General features: G+C 26.4%; 16 protein-coding genes and 1 pseudogene. 13 read left to right on the forward strand and 4 right to left on the reverse strand.

Annotated elements, in window-relative coordinates; all coding sequences use genetic code 11:
- Window positions 1–112: 112 nt before the first annotated feature.
- A complete protein-coding gene (pgtP, locus tag NG901_RS12650) occupies window positions 113–1441 on the forward strand; it encodes a phosphoglycerate transporter protein PgtP (RefSeq protein WP_252215192.1) in 1329 nt (442 codons plus the stop codon).
- 435 nt (window positions 1442–1876) lie between these two features.
- Window positions 1877–2473, forward strand: a complete 597-nt coding sequence (locus NG901_RS12655; RefSeq protein ID WP_252215350.1) for a hypothetical protein — start codon at window positions 1877–1879, stop codon at window positions 2471–2473.
- A gap of 211 nt (window positions 2474–2684) precedes the next feature.
- On the opposite strand, the gene ispF is transcribed toward NG901_RS12655, so the two are convergent.
- On the reverse strand, window positions 2685–3158 hold the full coding sequence (gene ispF, locus NG901_RS12660) for a 2-C-methyl-D-erythritol 2,4-cyclodiphosphate synthase (RefSeq protein WP_252215195.1): 474 nt from the start codon (window positions 3156–3158) through the stop codon (window positions 2685–2687).
- Between the two features lie 445 nt (window positions 3159–3603).
- On the opposite strand from ispF, the gene NG901_RS12665 reads away from it, so the two are divergent.
- Window positions 3604–4635, forward strand: coding sequence for an anti-sigma factor domain-containing protein (locus tag NG901_RS12665; RefSeq protein ID WP_252215198.1), 1032 nt, complete (start codon window positions 3604–3606; stop codon window positions 4633–4635).
- A 175-nt stretch (window positions 4636–4810) separates the two neighbouring features.
- On the opposite strand, the gene NG901_RS12670 is transcribed toward NG901_RS12665, so the two are convergent.
- Window positions 4811–5734: a polysaccharide deacetylase family protein gene (locus NG901_RS12670; RefSeq protein ID WP_252215200.1), complete on the reverse strand. Its 924-nt coding sequence runs from the start codon at window positions 5732–5734 to the stop codon at window positions 4811–4813.
- A 243-nt stretch (window positions 5735–5977) separates the two neighbouring features.
- On the opposite strand from NG901_RS12670, the gene NG901_RS12675 reads away from it, so the two are divergent.
- Window positions 5978–6703 (forward strand): DUF3298 and DUF4163 domain-containing protein, encoded by a 726-nt coding sequence (locus tag NG901_RS12675; protein WP_252215203.1) that lies wholly within the window; start codon window positions 5978–5980, stop codon window positions 6701–6703.
- A 67-nt stretch (window positions 6704–6770) separates the two neighbouring features.
- Window positions 6771–7619: a YitT family protein gene (locus NG901_RS12680; protein WP_252215205.1), complete on the forward strand. Its 849-nt coding sequence runs from the start codon at window positions 6771–6773 to the stop codon at window positions 7617–7619.
- 139 nt (window positions 7620–7758) lie between these two features.
- Here NG901_RS12680 and hydE read toward each other — a convergent pair whose 3' ends face one another.
- Both hydE and NG901_RS12690 read right to left on the reverse strand, forming a co-directional pair.
- Window positions 7759–8805: a [FeFe] hydrogenase H-cluster radical SAM maturase HydE gene (gene hydE, locus NG901_RS12685; protein ID WP_252215207.1), complete on the reverse strand. Its 1047-nt coding sequence runs from the start codon at window positions 8803–8805 to the stop codon at window positions 7759–7761.
- A 171-nt stretch (window positions 8806–8976) separates the two neighbouring features.
- Window positions 8977–11646, reverse strand: a complete 2670-nt coding sequence (locus NG901_RS12690; protein ID WP_252215210.1) for a cation-translocating P-type ATPase — start codon at window positions 11644–11646, stop codon at window positions 8977–8979.
- A 374-nt stretch (window positions 11647–12020) separates the two neighbouring features.
- On the opposite strand from NG901_RS12690, the gene NG901_RS12695 reads away from it, so the two are divergent.
- The 8 genes and pseudogenes from NG901_RS12695 (at window position 12021) to NG901_RS12730 (ending at window position 20787) form a co-directional block, all read left to right on the forward strand.
- Window positions 12021–12719, forward strand: a complete 699-nt coding sequence (locus NG901_RS12695; RefSeq protein WP_252215213.1) for a FadR/GntR family transcriptional regulator — start codon at window positions 12021–12023, stop codon at window positions 12717–12719.
- 406 nt (window positions 12720–13125) lie between these two features.
- Window positions 13126–13419 (forward strand): annotated as a pseudogene (locus NG901_RS12700) (L-lactate permease); the annotation flags it as partial.
- 26 nt (window positions 13420–13445) lie between these two features.
- Window positions 13446–14234: an electron transfer flavoprotein subunit beta/FixA family protein gene (locus NG901_RS12705; RefSeq protein WP_252215215.1), complete on the forward strand. Its 789-nt coding sequence runs from the start codon at window positions 13446–13448 to the stop codon at window positions 14232–14234.
- Window positions 14235–14336: 102 nt separating this feature from the next.
- Window positions 14337–15527 carry an electron transfer flavoprotein subunit alpha gene (locus NG901_RS12710; protein ID WP_252215218.1) on the forward strand — a complete coding sequence of 397 codons (1191 nt, stop codon included), beginning with the start codon at window positions 14337–14339 and terminating at the stop codon, window positions 15525–15527.
- A gap of 4 nt (window positions 15528–15531) precedes the next feature.
- Entirely contained in the window at window positions 15532–16935 is a 1404-nt protein-coding gene (locus NG901_RS12715) for an FAD-binding oxidoreductase (RefSeq protein ID WP_252215221.1), read from the forward strand.
- Between the two features lie 405 nt (window positions 16936–17340).
- Window positions 17341–18183, forward strand: a complete 843-nt coding sequence (locus tag NG901_RS12720) for a patatin-like phospholipase family protein (protein WP_252215224.1) — start codon at window positions 17341–17343, stop codon at window positions 18181–18183.
- 180 nt (window positions 18184–18363) lie between these two features.
- Window positions 18364–19578 (forward strand): SEC-C metal-binding domain-containing protein, encoded by a 1215-nt coding sequence (locus tag NG901_RS12725; RefSeq protein ID WP_252215227.1) that lies wholly within the window; start codon window positions 18364–18366, stop codon window positions 19576–19578.
- A 141-nt stretch (window positions 19579–19719) separates the two neighbouring features.
- Entirely contained in the window at window positions 19720–20787 is a 1068-nt protein-coding gene (locus tag NG901_RS12730; protein ID WP_252215230.1) for a mannose-1-phosphate guanylyltransferase, read from the forward strand.
- Window positions 20788–21195: the final 408 nt, after the last annotated feature.

A 21195-nucleotide genomic window follows, 5' to 3' on the forward strand; every position in this document is an offset into this window, starting at 1 on the left:
ATTAATTTAAGCATATTTTAAATATTTCTTTTAATTTATTACAGGAATTATTTATAGTATAAAACAAATAAAGTTTTACAGACTAAAAGATTAATTTTGTGGAGGGATTTTTATGTTTAACTTTTTAAAACCGGCACCTCATATTGAGAGAATGCCAGCAGAAAAGATACCATCAAGCTACAAGAGATATCGTATACAAGTATTTCTAAGTATATACATGGGATATCTTATTTATTACTTTGTAAGAAGTAATTTCTCATTAGCTAAGGTATATCTTATAGACCAAGGATTTACAAAAACTCAAGTAGGTTTTGTTGCCTCAGCTTTAGGATTAGCTTATGGTGTAAGTAAGTTCGTAATGGGTAATATGTCCGATAGGTCAAATCCAAGATTTTTCCTAGCAATAGGTCTTATATTATCAGGTGCAACAAACTTATTCTTACCTAATGCAACTAATATAGGTATGATGTTTATATTAATGTTACTTAATGGATGGTTCCAAGGTATGGGATGGCCTCCATGTGGTAGAATAATGACACATTGGTTCTCAGATAGTGAACGTGGAGTTAAAATGTCAATATGGAATACAGCACATAATGTAGGTGGCGGATTTATCGCTACAGTTGTATTACTTGGTGTATCTATATTTGGAAGTTGGAAAGGTTCATTCTATTTACCAGCAATAATTGCTATCGTTGGTGGTATCGTTTATATGATCTTTGCAAAGGATACTCCTCAATCAGTTGGTTTACCACCAATAGAAGAATATATGGATGATTATCCAGAAGTTGCAGAACAAGTTGAAGATGCAGAAGCAGAACTTACTGCAAAAGAAATATTATTTAAATATGTATTTAATAACAAATTATTATGGTGTATTGCTATAGCCAATGTATTTGTTTACATGGTTAGATATGGTGTTATAAACTGGGTTCCAACATACTTACAAGAAGTAAGACATTTTAACCCAAAAGATTCTTCAGTAGCATTTGCTTTATTTGAATATGCAGCTATTCCAGGAACTATCATAGTTGGATGGATTAGTGACCACATATTCCATGGAAGACGTGCTCCGATAGGAATAATTTGTATGGTTGGTGTTGCAGTTGCAACATATGTTTATTGGAAGAGTACAAGCCCAATGGCAATTAATTGTGCTTTAGCATCAATCGGTGCTTTAATCTACGGACCTGTTATGCTTATAGGTGTTAGTGCATTAGACCTTGTACCTAAGAAAGCTGCAGGAACAGCTGCTGGTTTCACTGGACTATTTGGATATATGGGTGGACAAGTTGCAGCAGAAGTTGCAATGGGTGCTGTTGTTGATAAGTTTAGCTGGGACGGTGGATTCATATTATTAATGATTTCATGTGTTTTAGCAATATTCTTCTTATCATTCACATGGAATTCTCATAATATTGCAGCGAAAAAAGCTAACTAAAAAAGCTAAATAAATAAATTAAATAAATAAATAAAAATTAAAAAACAATTTACCAATCCCCAATTTTATAAATTATTATATTAATGAAAAAGTGTACTTTCAGACTAAAAGTTTGAAAGTACACTTTTTTATTTTTCTTTAATTTAATGACTATAATCATATAAAAACTAATAGAATATTTATAGAAATAAATAACAATAATAGTAATATAATTTAAAAAATCTATATTAATGATAAAAACACAAAAAAATATGGTATAAATAATTTGTTAAGACAGTATTATATACTATATAATATAGGTATATAGATGAAATATAAAATAAAATGGTTTAAATAAATGAAAGAATGGTGGTTAAATTGAAAGAAAAATATAATTCATTTAGATATTGGGACGATATAACTAGCAAAAATAAAACAATTAGAGGACATATGTTTATGGAAGAACTTCCGACAGAAAAAAGTCTTTATTTTCATACAATTATTTTTAATAAGAATGCAGGGGTGAGCAGTATTTGGGGATATATGCCTAATCCAAAAACTTTACTCGGGTATTTTCAGCATTCATTTTTACAAGAAGCTTTTTATAAATGGATATATGGAAAAGAAAAATTAGTTACTAAAATTCCACCCTTACCTGTTGAAGTTATTATTAAAGAAGGGGAGAAATTAAAAAAAATTAATAAAGAGATAGCGAATAAGATGAAGCATGACTATGATAAATTGAATAGTATTTGGGATGCGCCTATAAGTAAACTTGATTTAGAAGTAAGAAAATTTATAAAAGATTTCAATGCTAAGTGGAGTGTAGATAATAATCAATTTATATATTTAAAAATATTTAAAGATGCTAAAGAATTAGGTGATTTTGTAATATCATCTAGTTTAATAACTAACACAGAAAAAGAGTTGGAAAAAAAGATAGGTGTATCTTTAGAAGAATGGAAAGATATTTGTGATAATGTAGCTAAAGATAAAGGAAAGGGAGAAAAATTTAGAAAAATATTATTAAAGAAGTTGACAGAAGTATTTTAAAATAAGGTAATGTTTTATCAAAGTGCTTATATATGCATAAGCAAAGTGGATGGAGTAATTCAATTTAGGAATACTAAAAAAGAATATAATTTCATTTTAGCTTGCTCCAAATATAAAATTGAGACAAGCAGTAAATATGAATTAAAAAAAGTAAAATTAATTAGGGTTACCAGAAAAGATTTTTAAATAATTTCTAGTAACCCTTAAAATATTATTTTTTAATAACAGATGATATACTTTGTGATGATATTCCAAGCATACTTCCTGTAAATCCTAGACCTTCTTCTGTAGTAGCTTTAACATTAATTTGATTAATATCTATATTAAGTGCATTAGCTATATTTTTTCTCATATTTTCTATATAAGGGAATAATTTAGGTTTTTGAGCAATAACAACAGAATCAATATTATTTATAATATATCCATTTTTTATGATTAATTTATTTACTTCTTCTAAAAGTTTTATACTAGAGATCCCTTTGAATTTACTATCAGTGTCAGGAAAGTGACTACCAATGTCTCCTAAAGCACAAGCTCCTAATAATGAATCCATTATTGCATGTAATAAAACATCAGCATCAGAATGACCTAATAATCCTTTTTCATAAGGAATTTCAACTCCACCTAAAATTAATTTTCTATTTTCAACTAGCTTATGAACATCATATCCAAGTCCCACTCTCATATAACAAAGTTCCTTTCAAGTTAAAATAAATTTTAATAATTATATTTTAATTTTATCATTTAAATCTATAGTAATCAATTTTAGTATTATTATCAATTAGATAATTATTATTAAGGTACTTTGAAGAGAATTTGACATGTATATAAGAAATTAGCCGATTGAAAATAAAAGTAAGAAAATTTATTTTACGCTTTTTTATAAAATCTACATATATAACTTTTTTTCTCATATTAATCTCCATAAATATATTAATTTTTTAAGTACTATATTCATATTTTTAGAATTATGATAATTGGAGATTAGAAAAAATTGTTTAGGCTGGAGTTGAATGTGGATAGCAGTAAAATAAATTTCTATGATATAATAACATCATATGAAACATTAGTTAATTTTGATATTTATAATATTAATTAAATGAAATATTATAATTTGGGGGAAAATTAAAATGGACAAGCTAAGAATTAAATATGTCTTTTCATCAACACCAAACATGTTATTAATAGGTGGAAAAACAGATATAAATAGAAACAAACAAATAGAATTATTTTTAAAAAAATTGTCTTTATACAATATTTTACTTAAGGACTTAATTAATTATCCTCCTAAAGAAAAACAGCGTAATATAATTTTAAATATTTCTTATTATATACTGGAAGATGATAATTTAAGAGATTCTGTTGAAAGAAAAAAAGATTTACCTATACGAAATGTTTGCAAAAAGCTTGATATTAGTGATGAATTTTTAAGAAAATGGAAAGAATATATTTTATTTTATTATATTATTTTTTCCAATGTAGATTATAAGCTTATTCAAGAATATTTAAAAATAGAAGAAAAATCAAATAATGTGGTAAATTTAAATAATGTAAAGAAAACAGAATTTTTTAGAGGAATAGTATTAAAAAGTTTAAATAGTAGTGCATATATTTTAACATCAAGTGGTGAAATAATTAAAATAAAGTGTGATAAAAATACTAAAATTGGACAAGAAATTAGTGGACAACAGAAAAAATCTTTTAGGAATTATAAAATATATTTTTGTATATTAATAGTTTTAATAATTATAATAGGAATGTCTTTATATTCACATTATTATAATTCTCAAAGTACAATAATAGTAAATACAACCTCTGCTATAAAATTAGAATGTAATTTCCTAGACAAGGTTATATATTCATATTCTGAAACTGAAAAGGGAAATAAGCTTATAATTTCAACTGATGTTTTACATAAGGACATCGATGAGTCTATAAAAGAGATTTTAGATTATGCAATTAACAATGAAATGATACCCACTGATAATAAAATATTAATAACTGTAAATGGAGAAGCTTTAAAATACGGTGCACTAAAAGAGACTAGTAAATTTTTAAATGAAATAAATGAAAAGAATAAAAGTGAGAACAAGAGTCAAATTTCTGTGTTAATAAATAATGGTGGAAATCAACATAAATTAACAACGAGTTTATATGAATAGATAAAAAGATAGATATGTTTAAGCAGTATATTGATATATTTTAAAAATAATCTTTTATTTTTAGCTCTGTTTTAAATGTGTGTTGATATATGCAATAGGTAAAGTGGCATTCCTAAGTTCAATTACTCCGCCAACTTTGCTTATGCATATATCAAAACTCTGCTAAAACAGAGCCTTATTTTTTTGTGTTTTCTAATAACTGTTTGAATGTATCCATATCATAATTAGAACTTATATAAATTCTGTTAAGCAATAGAGGATTGTCATCCCTATCAGAAAGACCCAAATCTGTAGTAAATCCTAATTTAAAACCAGCATCTTTAGCAGCTTTTACACTGTTATCATCATAATTTCCATAAGGATAAGCAATACTAGTGACTGGCTTCTCAGTAATTGCTTCTAATGTTTCTTTAGATTCTAAAAATTCTTTTAATTGTTCATCATATGTCATTTTAGTAAGATCAGGATGTCCAGCAGTATGGCTTTGAATATCTATTCCGTAATCAGACATTTTCTTTATAGCTGATTCTGAAAGATAATATTCTCCATCTAACTCAAAAGTAATACAAAATATAGTAGCTTTCATATCTAAATCTTTTAATATAGGAAATGCATTAGTATAGTTATCCATATATCCATCATCAAAAGTGATTACAATACTTTTTTCTGGAATAGGAGTATTGTTTAATAGATAATCTTCTAACTCTTTAAGAGTTAGAGTAGTATATCCAGAATCTTTTATATATCTAAGTTGATTTCTAAGTTTTTGAGGAGCTATAATAACCTCGTTATTTTCAGAATTTTTAACTGAATGATAGTATAAAACTGGAACCCCAATATTCTCATTAGTTAATTTTAAATCATTATTTGTGTTAATTTCCTTTTCATCTTCAACATCAGAGATTTCTTTATCCGTATCATTAAATTCTGGATTATTATCATCAATAGCCTCAGTAGTAGTAGAATTATTTGAATTTTTATCAACAGTATCTTTTAAGAATAAGTTATTATACATAAAATATGAAATAATTACACAAATTAAAACACAAGTCAATATAATGATATTTTTTTTTGTAAAAAAATTATTTAAATTTTTCAATGATAGTATCCTCCTAGTTATTTTAAGTCTTTATTTATAATATAAACACAATAAGCATATTTTAACATAATATTTTTTTTATAACAAAAAACAAAAAAGAAAAAAATTACAACTTATCAACATTATCCACAATTGCCTGTGGATAACCTGTTATAAAATCAATTTAATATAAAAAAACTATCTGTGTATTTTGTTAATATTTTTTAAAAGGTATGTTTTTATGGAAGGAGAAAAAATAAGATAATGCATTTAATTTCAAATATTGTATCGGTATTTTTGATTCCCTTAATGTTATCACAAAGTTATCCACAGTACATGTTTATAAATAATAGAATAAAAAACGACAATAATCTAAAAATTGTGGAAAAGTCTATAAATAAAAATTTAAGTTATTTAATAGAAGATGTTAGAATTTTGCAAATAGAAGGTGGAAAAGATAAAAACAAAATTAATAATATAAATTCAAAGATAAATGGTGATGTTATGAATCCTATAATGGAAGCAGAAAAAACTTCAGCAGAGTATTTTAAGGATAATAATATTATTCCTAATTTTCCTTATCAAATAGTATCTAAATATTTTGTTAGTAGAAATGATAATAATATTTTAAGTTTTTATAATGATTATTATGAATTTTTAGGTGGAGCACATGGAATGACTATTAGAACTTCATATACAATAGATAAAAATAAAGAAGAAATTTTAAAACTAAATGATTTATTTAAATTAGGATATGATTATTCAAATATAATAAATAAAGAAATTGAAAAGCAAATAGGAAATAATCCTGATAATTATTTTGATTCAGGAAAAATATTTAAAGGTATAAATGAAAATCAGGATTTCTATTTAGATAAAGATAATATTATTATATATTATCAATTATATGAGATAGCACCATATGTATACGGTATTCCAGAATTCAAAATTCCAATAGAATTGTTTGGAGATAATTTTATTTATAGTTAGGGTTTTAATATACGTTAGTTACATGGTAATATTTATTTTAGATATAAACGATTTAAAGGAGATTAAAATGAAGAAGTTATTAAAAGAATATACTATAATAACTATAGGAATTATAATAGTTGCCATTGGTCTTGAAATGTTTTTCTATTCTAATAATATAGCATCTGGAGGAGTTTCTGGATTAGCATTAGTTTTAAATAAAGTTTTAGGAATTGAACCTGGAATAGTAATGATTGTATGTAATATTGTATTATTTATTGCAGCTTTTATATTTATTGGTGGTAGTTTTGGAGTAAAAAGTATGTATGCTGCATTTGGTTTATCTTTCATATTATCAGCTGTTGAAAAATTTCATAAGCCAATAGCAATAACTAATAATTTAGTTTTAGCAACTATATTTGGAAGTACATTAGTAGCTATGGGAACAGCAATTATGTATACTAAAAATGCTACTACAGGAGGTACTAGTATTACAGCTAAAATATTAAGTAAGTATTGTCATATGGACTTTGGAAAGGGATTGTTAATATCAGATTCGGTAGTAATATTATTAGCAATTTATACATTTGGCGTAGAACTGGGATTGTTTGGATTATTAAGTGTGTATTTAACTGGTATTTTAATAGATAAATTTATAGATGGATTTAACTTATCTAAACAAGTTATGATTTTTACTGATAAAGAAGAGCTTGTGGCAAATTACATAATGAAAGATGTTGAGAGAGGATGTACTGTTTTTTATGGCAAAGGTGGATATACTAAAAAACAAAACTGTGTTATCTTAACCATATTAAGTAGAACTCAATTTATTAAGTTAAAGCAATTTATTATGAAGAATGATCCTAAGGCATTTATAACAGTAAATGAAATAACAGAAGTATTAGGTCAAGGATTTAAAAATATATTAGATAATTAAAAATTGATATTTTAGTATAAAACTCATGGACAGAGAAATTTACTTTAAGAGTTCTAAAAAGTAAATTCCAATGCCACTTTGCTTTTATACTAAAACATCAACATTGTCTTAAAACAGAAAACTTTATAAAGTTAATCAATTATTTAGTGTGAGAATTTTTATTTTGATTTCCTCTAAAGCCATATCCATCAGAAACCTCTCTGTTAATTGAGGTTATTTTTCCTGTTATACATCCTCTACAATGAGATGGTGTATCTCCTGTACAAATCTTACCAGGATATAATGCATATAGCTTTCTATATTCACCTTCAGTTACATTTGGCATAACTACATTAGCACCGCTTTGAAGTGCTAAGATACGTCCATTTTTATGTAATGATTCCATTGCAGTAGTAGCAGGAATATTTATATCAGGAAGTAGTAATCTAGTTATAGCCATTACTTTTAAAGCTAAATTTAAATTCCCACCTTCAGAGTTTTTTAGTGGGGTATCTTCATTAGGAATAAAAGGACCAATACCAATCATATCAGCATTTAATTTTTTGAAAAATAAAATGTCATCTGCTAAAGAATCTAATGTTTGATTTGGTAATCCAACTAATACACCTGTTCCAACTTCATAATCTAGATCACCCAAATTTTCTAGACAGTTTAATCTTTCATCATAACTCATCATAGGATCCATTTCTTCATAAAGTTTTTTGTCAGTTGTTTCAATACGAAGTAAATATCTATCAGCACCAGCTTCTTTAAAAGCTTTATATTCTTCATAAGTTTTTTCACCTAAACTTAATGTTAATGCCACATTTAAACTTTTAATTTCTTTTATTATTTCCACCATTTTTTCTTTAGTAAAAAAGTCATCTTCTCCGCCTTGAAGAACTATAGTTTTATAACCATAAGATACAGCTTTCTTTGCAAAATCTATAATTTCATCTTTACTTAATCTATATCTTTTTATATTTTTATTATCTCTTCTTAATCCACAATATAAGCAATTTCTTTTGCATATGTTAGTAAATTCTATGAGTCCTCTTAAATGAACAATATTACCTAAAGATTTTTCTCTTACTTTGTCAGCAGCTTTAAATAAATCATCATTTATATCATCAGATGATAATAATTGTAATATTTCATCTTTACTTAATTCATGTGTAACACTTGCTTTTTCAATTAAATTTTTCATTTATCCTCCATAAGTTTAATTTATCGTAATACTTTAAACTTAGTATACTATATAAAAAATAAGAGTTAAAGGACAAGACTTTGCCATTTAACTCTTAGTATTTTTACTTTAAGCTATATTTTAGATATATATAAACATATATTAAAAATACAGTAAATTTATAATTTTATTTTAAGCTACTTGCTTTTTTTCTTTAACTTTACCACCCTTATTTTCAGAACTTATATAATCATCTTTTTCTGAATCATATCTAATCATTTTATATATTTGAATTATTAATGTTGGAAGGAATGCAAATAAATATATAAATCCTAAATTTGATCCACTTAATGGTATAACTTCAAACAATGATTGTAATGGAGGAACTAATAATACTGCATTTAGTAGTACTAAGCCAATTCCAAAAGCCATCCAGCTAAATTTATTATCAAATAAACCTAATGCAAATATAGATTTTCTCCCTCTACAATTAAAACCATGGAACAATCTACCTAAACATAAAGTGGCAAATGCCATTGTACTAGAAGTTCCTACAGGGCCACTAGATAATCCAATATGGTAAGCTGAAACAGTAGCAATTGCAATTAATAATCCTTCAACAAGTATACTTTTTACAAAACTTTTATTTAATATAGATTCTTTACTATCTCTAGGTTTTTCATTTAAAACATCTCTTGTTGATTTTTCCATACCTATTGCAATAGCAGGTAAACTATCAGTAAGTAAATTTATAAATAATAAATGAACTGCAGCAAATGGTACTGGCAAAGCTCTTAATGATGCATATAATACAGCTAATATTCCAGAAGTGTTTCCAGAAAGTAAAAATCTAATTGAATTTTTTATGTTAGCATAAATATTTCTACCATTACCTATAGATTTAACTATTGTTGCAAAGTTATCATCAGTTAATATCATAGAAGCAGCATCTTTTGAAACTTCTGTACCTGTTATACCCATCGCAATACCAATATCAGCTTGTTTTAAGGCAGGAGCATCATTTACACCATCACCAGTCATAGCAACTATCTTATCTTTACTTTGCCATGCCTTAACTATTCTAATTTTGTGTTCAGGAGATACTCTAGCATAAACAGAAATATGTTCTAATTTATCTAATAAATCTTTATCAGACATCTTATCTAATTCAATACCATCAACTGATATATCAGTATCTTGTAATATACCTATTTCTTTAGCAATAGCAGAAGCCGTAATCTTATGATCACCTGTAATCATTACTGGTTTAATTGATGCTTTAATACAATCTCTAACAGCTGCTTTTGATTCTTCTCTAGGTGGATCTATCATTGAAATTAATCCAACAAATATAAAATCTTTTTCATCATCTAATACAAGATCTTTTTTAGTATCTAATTTTTTATAACCAAATGATAAAACTCTTAATCCATTAGAAGATAATTGATGGTTAATTTTATTTATGTCATTAATATCTTTTTCAGTAATTTTTCTTATACCATCAGATGTTTTTATTAAGGTTGTTCTCTTTAACAATACATCAATAGCACCTTTTGTAATCATTAAATACTTATCATCTATATTATGAAGAGTACTCATTAATTTTCTATCAGAATCAAAAGGAATTTCACTCAATCTAGGATGCTGTTTTCTATAATCAATCTCATTTATATCAAAGTTATGACCTAAATTAATTAAAGCCACTTCAGTTGGATCACCAAGTTCTTTACCATCAACAGATGTAGAATCATTGCAAAGTATAGAGCTATCTACTAAGAATTTGGCAAGTGGATTATTTAAATTAATTTCTTCAGAAGTTATTAACTTATCATCTACAAAGATACTTTTAACAGTCATTTTATTTTGAGTTAAAGTACCTGTTTTATCTGAACAAATTACAGATACACAACCTAAACCTTCAACAGCTCTAAGATTTTTAATGATTGCATGTTCCTTAGACATCTTTTGAGTACCTATAGAAAGAACTATAGTAACTATTGAACTAAGAGCTTCTGGAATAGCAGCAACAGCAAGAGCTACAGCAAACATTAATGAATCTAAAATTGTATTTCCTCTATAGACATTTAAAGCAAGAACTATTGCACAAATAATAATTACACCAATAGCTAATTTTTTAGAAAAATCATCTAAAGATACTTGAAGAGGAGTCTTTTTTTCTTGAGTTTCTTCCATCAAAGTTGCTATTTTACCTAATTCAGTATTCATACCAGTACTTGTAACAAGTACTGTACCTCTTCCGTAAGTTACAAGTGAGCTTGAAAATACCATGTTTTTTTGATCCCCTAAAGCTACTTCAGTTTTATCGATTTTTTCGGAAATTTTATCTACACTTTCTGATTCACCAGTTAGAGAGCTTTCATTAACTTGTAATGAAAAACTTTCAATTATTCTTCCATCTGCGACTACTAAATCACCAGCTTCTAATATTAATATATCACCTGGTACTACATCTTTAGACGGAATTTCAATTTTATTGGAATTTCTAATAACTTTAGCAGTAGGAGAGGAGAGTGCCTTTAAACTGCTTAATGATTGCTCCGCTTTAACATATTGAACTGTACCTAAAATAGCGTTTATAGTTATAACTACTAAAATAACGATAGTACTTTCAATATTACCAGTTGCTATTGATATAATAGCGGCAGCTATTAAAATAATAACTAGCAGGTCTTTAAATTGTTCTAAGAATATAGAAACAATACTCTTTTTCTTTTTTTCGGTTAATGCATTTTCTCCATATTTGTTTAACTGTTCTTTAATTTGTTCTTCGGTAAGACCGTTTAAGGTTACATTAAAATCTTTTAAAGTATCCTCAGAACTTTTACAAAAATATTTTTCCATATCATTCAATCTCCTTCTTATATTAGTTATCATATATATAAAATAATAAGCAATATTATTATATAGTTTGCTCATTATTTTATTTGAAATGCTCAATGAACAAAAAAAGACTTTTAATATAATTTCAGAATTCTGAAATCATATTAAAAGTCTCGTCACCACAAAGGTCATAACACCAGGTAAATAAATAACCGAGCATGTTGATGTTATATTATAACTACTCCCTCTTAATTCAATATTAAATTTAATCTTCTTTAGACTAATATATTCTAATTTTAAAATTTTGTCAATTAAATTTTACTATAACTAGTAATTAATATTAATTTTTAGTTATAATATAATTAACAATGTTATTGAAGAGGAGATTAATTATTATGTTCACGCCTATTAAGACACCAAAAGTATACGATCAAGTCATAGAACAGATAAAATTTAAAATAAAAAGTGGTGAACTCAAAAAAGGTGATAAGCTTCCATCTGAAAGAGAGATGGCAGAATCTCTTTGTGTTTCCCGTACTTCAGTAAGGGAAGCTATAAAGGCTTTAGAAGTTATAGGACTTATAGAGAGCAGGCAAGGCGCAGGAAATTATATAAAAACTAATTTTGACAATTCACTTTTTGAACCATTGTCAGTTATGTTTATGCTTCAAGAAAGTTCTCTTAAAGAAATGTATGATTTAAGAAAAACATTAGAGCTAGAGTGTGGAAGATTAGCATCAAAGAATATAACAGATAATGAGTTAGATCATTTAAGCGCTATATTAGATAGAATGTATGAAGCAGGAACAGAAGAGGAGAGTTTAGAATTAGATATTAAATTTCATTATGTTCTTGCAAAAGCAGCAAGAAATGTTTTGCTCATTAATATACTTGAAGTAATATCTCAGCTTATGGATGAATTTATAAAATCATCTAGAATGCAAATTTTACATACTGGTAATAGTAGAGAAATATTATTATCAATACATGAAAATTTAGTGAGAGCATTAAAATTTAGAAATGAAAAAGAAGTATTTAATGCAATGCTAGAACATTTTGATTTAATATGGAAGGCATATGGATACGAAGAATAGTAAATTATTCTTAAGTAAAGTATTGTTAATAAAATATCAAACAAGAAGTTTCTATAAAAATAAAAGCAAAATTTTTATTTTTATAGAAACTTTTTTTTATAGAAAATTATAAATTTTATTATGTTAAAGAGGAGAAAAAATACAACTCTAGCTATAAAAAGTTGTAAGCGTTGTTATAAATTCTATGTAAATGTTTTCTGTTAATTTAATAACAATTATTTACATGGCAAAGTTTTAAATATATAATAATAATTGTAAGTGGTAGTACCAATCGTAAATTGGTATGATATGTTACCAAAATGGAGGGATAACCGTGTACATTTTATTTGTTTTAGCTTGTATTCCTATTATTTGGCTTATGATTTCATTAGGAAAGCTTAAGATTGCAGGCCATAAGGCATGCCCTATAGCTCTCTTAATAACAGGAAGCGATACTTCAGCAAATGTTTTATTTGGAGAATTACAAGTACAAGCTGCAAATTCCATTGGAGCAAATCCATATTGGATTGCAGGAGGAAATGTAATGGGAGCAACAGCAGGAAAAATGATTTCACCACAAAGTATAGCAGTTGCAACAGCAGCTACCAATCTTGTTGGTAGTGAAGGTAAAATATTAAATTCAACATTAAAAGTTTGTTCATTCTATATTGTGTTTTCAGGATTATTAATATATTTCTGTGGACCACTATTTGGATTTTAAAATATAGTTTTTTAGGAGGTATTTACATGAATATTTTAGTTTGTATTAAACAAGTACCAGGAACTTCAAAAGTAGAGGTTGATCCAGTTACTGGAGTATTAAAAAGAGATGGTATAGATTCAAAAATGAATCCATATGATTTATATGCATTAGAAACTGCATTAAGAATAAAAGAAAATGAAGGTGGAAATGTAAAAGTTTTAAGTATGGGACCTAATCAAGCGCTTAGCGTAATTAGAGAAGCGTATAGTATGGGTGCTGATGAGGGAGCATTATTATCAGATAGAAAATTTGGTGGTGCTGATGTTTTAGCTACATCATATACAATATCTCAAGGCGTAAGAAAAATGGGAGATTTTGAGTTAATAATTTGCGGAAAGCAAACTACTGATGGAGATACAGCTCAAGTAGGACCAGAAATGGCAGAATACTTAGACATACCTCATGTAGCAAATGTTGAGAGAATCATAGAGATTAAGGAAAAATCAATTATAGTTGAAATGGATATGCCTGAAACTTTAGAAGTAGTTGAAATTTCATATCCTTGCTTAATAACTGTAGATAAAGGAATTTTTGAACCAAGACTTCCATCTTACAGAAAGAAAATTGCAACTAAAGACAAAGAAATTTCAATTATGAGTTTAAATGATTTTGAAGATAGAAATGAAAAGAAATATGGACTAAATGGTTCACCAACTCAAGTTGAAAGAATATTCCCACCAGAAGTTAATGATGATAGAGAAATGTGGACAGGCAATTCAAATGAGTTATCTGAAAAAATGGAACATAAATTAAAAGAGTTTAAGTTTATTTAATTATAAATTAGTTTTTAGTGAGTTTAAGGATTTTAATAAATAATATTAAAAAGGATTATTAAGGATATATAAATAAAAACATTAATCAAGGAGGAATGATTTATGGCAAAATTAGTTGTTAATCAAGAAAAAATAACTAATAAGGAAGAGTTAATAAAAATATGTCCATTTGGTGCTCTTGAAATAAATGATGGAAAAGTTGAGATAAATGGAGCTTGTAAAATGTGTAAGCTTTGTGTAAAGAAAGGACCAAAGGGAGCAATTGAATATATTGAAGAAGAAGTTAAGTCAATAGATAAGGATTTGTGGAAAGGAATATCTGTTTACGTAGATCATGTTAATGGGAAAATTCATCCAGTAACTTATGAATTGATTGGTAAAGCTAGAGAATTAGCAGCTAAAATAAATCACCCTGTTTACTGTGTATTCATTGGTCATAAAGTTTCAGAGGAAGCAAAAGAGTTATTGCATTACGGAGTAAATAAAGTATTTGTATATGATGATGAAGAACTAAAAGATTTTAGAATAGAACCTTATGCAGCAGCATTTGAAGATTTTATTAAAAATGTAAAACCATCATCAATATTAGTTGGAGCTACAACAATAGGAAGATCATTAGCACCTAGAATGGCTGCTAGATTTAGAACAGGTCTTACAGCTGATTGTACTATCCTTGATATAAAAGAAGATACGGACTTAGTACAAATTAGACCAGCATTTGGTGGTAATATAATGGCACAAATAGTTACACCTAATTCAAGACCACAACTTGCAACAGTAAGATATAAAGTAATGACAGCACCAGAAAGAACAGATGATATTAATGGTGAAATAATTAAATGTGACATTAAAAAGGATAAGCTTAAATCTGGTATTAATGTTCTTGAAATTAAAGAAAAAAATACAGAGGTAGGAATAAGTGATGCTGAAGTAATAGTAGCAGCTGGTAGAGGTGTTAAGTCAGAAAAAGATTTAAATATGATAAAAGAATTTGCAGAGTTATTAGGTGCAGAATTTGCATGTACTAGACCTTTAATTGAAGCAGGATGGGTTGATGCTAAAAGACAAATTGGATTAAGTGGTAGAACAGTAAGACCAAGACTTATAATAACTTGTGGAATTTCAGGTGCAGTTCAATTCTCAGCTGGAATGAATAATTCAGAACATATATTTGCTATAAATAATGACGATAAAGCTCCTATATTTAAAGTTGCTCATTATGGAGTAGTAGGTAATATATATGAAATTATTCCACAACTTATAGAAAAAATAAAAATGAGCAAGGAGGCATAAGGCTATGACTTATAAAAATATTGATGTTAAAGACTATGAATATATACTATCTATTGCTGAAAATGATAAAGAGAGAGTTTTCTTTGGAGATGAAATAAACGAAGATTATAGCCATGATGAATTAGGTGGAATAAAGAAAATGCCTGATATAGTAGTACAAGCTATAAGTACAGAAGAAGTATCAAAGATAATGAAATATGCTTATGAAAATTCTATTCCAGTAACTCCAAGAGGCTCAGGTACAGGTCTTGTAGGTGCAGCTGTTCCGATTAAAGGTGGAATAGTTATAGATCTTTGTAGAATGAATAAGATATTAGAAATAGATGAAGAAAATCTTACTCTTACATTAGAACCAGGGGTATTACTTATGGAAATAGGCAAATATGTTGAAGAATTTGATTTGTTTTATCCACCAGATCCAGGTGAAAAATCAGCAACTATTGGCGGTAACATAAGTACAAATGCAGGTGGAATGAGAGCAGTAAAATATGGTGTTACTAGAGATTATGTAAGAGGACTAGAAGTAGTGATGCCAAATGGAGAAGTAGTACAGTTAGGCGGAAAGGTAGTTAAAAATAGTTCTGGTTACTCATTAAAAGATCTATTAATAGGATCAGAAGGAACTTTAGGTATAGTAACTAAAGCTATACTAAAATTATTACCACTTCCTAAAAAATCATTAAGTTTACTTATACCATTCCCAACATTAGAGAATGCTATAGATACAGTACCTAAAATAATTAAATCAAAAACAATACCAACAGCTATTGAGTTTATGCAAAGAGAAGCTATATTAGCAGCTGAAGAATTTTTAGGAAAGAGTTTCCCAGATAAATCATCAGATGCATATCTTCTATTAACTTTTGATGGAAATTCAACAGAAGAAATTGAAAAAGCATATGAAAATGTAGCTAATATATGTTTAGATGCAGATGCAATAGATGTATTTATATCTGATACAGAAGAAAGACAAGAATCAATTTGGTCAGCTAGAGGATGTTTCCTTGAAGCGATAAAGGCATTAACTACAGAAATGGATGAAGTTGACGTAGTTGTTCCAAGAAATAAAATAGGTGAATTTGTTAAATTTACTCATGAACTTGAAAGTAAATTTAATATTAGAATAAAGAGCTTTGGACATGCTGGAGATGGAAACTTGCATATTTATATTTTAAAAGATCAATTAGACGAAAATACATGGCATGAAAAACTTGAATTAGTTATGAAAGATATGTATGATAAGTCAAAAGAATTAAAAGGACAAGTTTCAGGAGAGCATGGAATAGGTTTTGCTAAGAAACCATATTTAAAGGAATCACTTTCAAATGATGTACTTTCAGTAATGGAAGGAATTAAATTAGCATTTGATCCTAAAAATATATTAAATCCAGGAAAAATATTTAAATAAATTACCTCTCAATTTAAATAAATTTTCTTCTAAAGAGTGTATCAAATTTTGATACACTCTTGTTTTTTCTGGTGCAGAAATTAAACTCTTTTTAAATTACCAAAAGTTTATTAAAAATAGGGAAAAGCAAATATTGTTTAAAAGTTAGAAGTAAGAGAAGAAATTATATAAATATTAAATAATTGATAAAATTTAAGTTTAAGAGGTTTAGATTATAGAAAAAAAATGAAAATTGTCTTATAATTTCTATATTGGTAGTAACATAATATAGAATAATAAGGCTCTGTTTTAAATGTGTGTTGATATATGCAATAGGTAAAGTCCAATTACTCCGCCCACTTTGCTTATGCATATATCAAAACCCTGCTAAAACAGAGCCAATAATAAAAAGGAGACAAATAGTTTATGATAGGTCTTGTTTTAGAAGGTGGAGCATTTAGAGGGCTTTTTACTGCAGGGGTTTTAGATGCTTTGATAGATATAAATATTGATATGAAATATATAGTAGGTGTATCAGCGGGGATTACTAATGGTTACTCATTTGTTTCAAAACAAAGAGGAAGAAATTTAGAAGTTATGGAAAGATTCATAAATCATAAAAGATATGTTGGGTATAATAATTTATTAAAATGTAGATCAATAATGGACATGGATTTTGTTTTTGATGAAATTCCTAATGAATATTGTCCTTTTGATTATGAAGCTTTTAATAAATTTGAGGGGAAAGTTTTAGCAGGAAGTGTTAATGTAAATACTGGTGAAGTAGAGTACTTTGATAAAGATTATTTAGAAAAAAAGAATACAATACTTAGAGCTACATGTTCAATTCCACTTTTATTTCAATTTGTAAAAATAAAAGATCAGCTTTATGCTGATGGAGGATTAGTAGATGCTATACCTATAAAAAAATCTATTTCTGATGGTAATAATAAAAATATAATAGTTTTGACAAGAAACGAAGGTTATAGAAAGTATGAATCAAGGGGAAATAAGTTTGCATATAAGTTATATAAGAAAAAGTATCCTAAGCTAGCCAATGCTTTAAGAAACAGACATATTTCATATAATGCTCAATTAGATTATTGTAAAGAATTGGAGAATAAAAATGAAGCTATAGTTATTAGACCAACAATAAGGATGGATGTAGGAAGGTTTGAACGAAATAAGGATAAACTAAAAGCAATTTATAATAATGGATATAATGAAACTATGAAGATTAAAGATGAGTTAATAAAATTTATTGATTAAAAATAATATGGTATTGAATTTATTTAAAACCATATTCAATTAGGTAGTTGCAATAAAAGTATAAGTAAATAAGTAAATGGATTTTTATTTATTTACATATAATGTTTAGATAAAATTTAATTTATATAATAAAATGTATACTTAACAGATAAAAACTAGATAAAAAGGAGAAATAGTTACTTGGTTAATAAAGAATGTTCTAATAAAGATACAAATAACGAATTTATTGAAAATAAAGAAACTGATGAATCAGCAGAATTATATGATAATATGATGGATGATTTATTTGAGAAATATGAAAATAAAATGAATAAAATGTTTGTAAAAGGAGTATATTCTTTTGAAGTATCGGATCAATTAAAATCATTATCTAAGGAAGCTGTATATAATATAGCTAGAAATTTAGGTATGAGTAAAATTTCAACATTAAATAAAGATGCTTTAATTGAAAAAGTTCTTAATGAATATACTCAAATAATTGCAAAACAATTTATATATTTTGAAGAAGAAAGATTTAATATTCTAAAGAGTTATCTTAATAATGATGGAGTAAAAATCTTTGATGATATTGATGCTTATGAACTTAGTAGAACAGCATATTTTATGCAACAAGGAATTATATTTCCGTCAACAAAAGAAGAAAAAGCAGTATTTTTAATGCCAAAAATAGTTCAAGATATAATAATGGAAAAAGATACTACTGAATATATAGAGAGATTAAAAAGAAATAAAGAAGTGCTAGATGTATATAGAGGATTAAATAAAACATATGGTATCGTAAATACTAAGGATGTTATAGCGCTATTACAAAGATATGATATAGAAGATTCAAATGAATGTAATATTAATGAAATAATAAAAGAAGCTCAATATTATTACAGAGAATATAGAGAAGAAAAAGGAATTTTTATAAATAATAATATAGAAAATTGGTCAGATTTATTAAAGGATATAGAAAAAGATAATAAAAATTTAGAATATTATAATATAGATAAAAATGAATTATTGGATATGCTTGATTCAAAATTCATATATAAGAGTAAATTTGGAAAGTCATTCTTTAAAGAGTTTACTAGTATATTTGAAATAGAAAAAGAAATGGTATATCAAATAATGGATGATTTATCATTTGATATTCAAGATAATGATATAGATGATACAATAAATAGTTTGCTAGAATTAATAAATGCAAATAACTTAGAACTTAGAACTTATGTAAAAGGTGTAGCAACTAAATTTTTAAGTAATATAAGACTTTGGAAATATAAAGGTGCTACAATTAATGAAATAAGTGGGAAAGTTATAGAAGTAAAATCGAAAGTAACTATTGGTAGAAATGATCCATGCATTTGTGGTAGTGGAAAAAAATATAAAAAATGTTGTGGAAAAAATTAAATAATAATTTATTAATAAATTATTTTTAAAGTCATAGAAAGTAATATTTTTATGGCTTTTATTTGTAAATAAATTGTTTTTCACAAATGTTAATATTTAAACATATATTAAATTAGTATCATTACATGGAGTTGAAAATTCGTGATATACGGGCTGATATTAGCTGGCGGTAAAGGAAGTAGATTATATCCATTATCAAGAAATAATCAACCAAAACAATTTTTGAAAATTATTAACGAAAAGAGCTTTTTAGTTAATACAGTAGAAAGAATAAAGCCATTAATAAATAGAGAAAATATTTATGTTGTAACTAATAAAGATTATGAAGATAAAATAAAAGAAGAGGTTAAAGATATTAAAGAAGAAAATATTTTTATAGAACCTGCAAATAAAGAAACTGCTACATGCATAGGGCTCTCTGCAGTTAAGCTTTTAAAACAAGATGCAGATGCAGTTATGGTAGTGTTACCATCAGATCACTATATCCAAGGTGAGAAAGAATATTTAGATACCCTATCACAAGCAGTAGAAATGGCTAATAGAAGAAGGTGCATAGTAACTTTAGGTATAGAGCCTACACGCCCAGAAACAGGATATGGATATATAGAAATGGGAGATAGATCAACAGGTAATATATCTACTTATAGAATTGCTAGATTTACAGAAAAGCCAAATTTAGAAGTTGCTAAGGACTTTTTATTAAAGGGAACTTATTTATGGAACTCCGGTATGTTTGTTTTTAGAGCAGATGTTATTTTAAGAGAAATAGAAAAATATATTCCTAAAATGCACAGATCATTAATGGAAATATATAAGCATATAGGAGAAGAGGATGAAGAACAAATAATTAAAGAAGAATACGATATTATTGATGGAATATCAATAGATTTTGGAGTTATGCAAAAAACACGAAAAGCCTTTGTAATAAAGTGCGATTTTAATTGGGATGATATAGGAAGTTTTAATGCTCTGAGTAGATTCTTAGGTAAATATAGAAGTAATAGCATATCTAAAAATGTTTATATGGAAGACTGTGAAAGTTGCTCCGTATTTGGAGAAAAAAATTTAATAATAGGTTTTGGAATAAAAGATTTGGTAATAGTGGATGCTGGAGATGTTATTTTAGTTATGGATAAAAACAAAGATCAAGAGATAAAGCATCTGCTAAATAAATTGAGTGATGAAAATAAATATAATGAATTTTTATAATTTTAAAAAATAAAGAATTTGAAGAAGAAAATATAAAAAGGAGAATTCATTAATTTGAATTCTCCTTTTTGATCATAATATTAATATGAAAAAACTATATTATAATAGAAAATAATTCAATATCAATATTTGTAATATAATGTTAATAAATAAAATTTAAAAAAATAATATAAAAGTTTCAAATTATTAATAAAATTACAATTAAACAAAAAATTGAACCTCTTGTATTTACATGATAAAATGGGAATATAATAGGAAAAATAGAAGATTTAATAATTATAAGAAATATTTACTTATTAAAATAAGGAGGAAAATAAATGAATAAAAATGCTAAAAAATAATTAGTTTATTAATTTTTTATGATAAATTCTGTAAAGAAGTAAATGATTAAAAGCTTCGTTTAGTAAA

This window comes from Clostridium sp. CMCC3677 (genome assembly GCF_023845585.1).
Classification (GTDB): Bacteria; Bacillota; Clostridia; order Clostridiales; family Clostridiaceae; genus Clostridium; species Clostridium aquiflavi.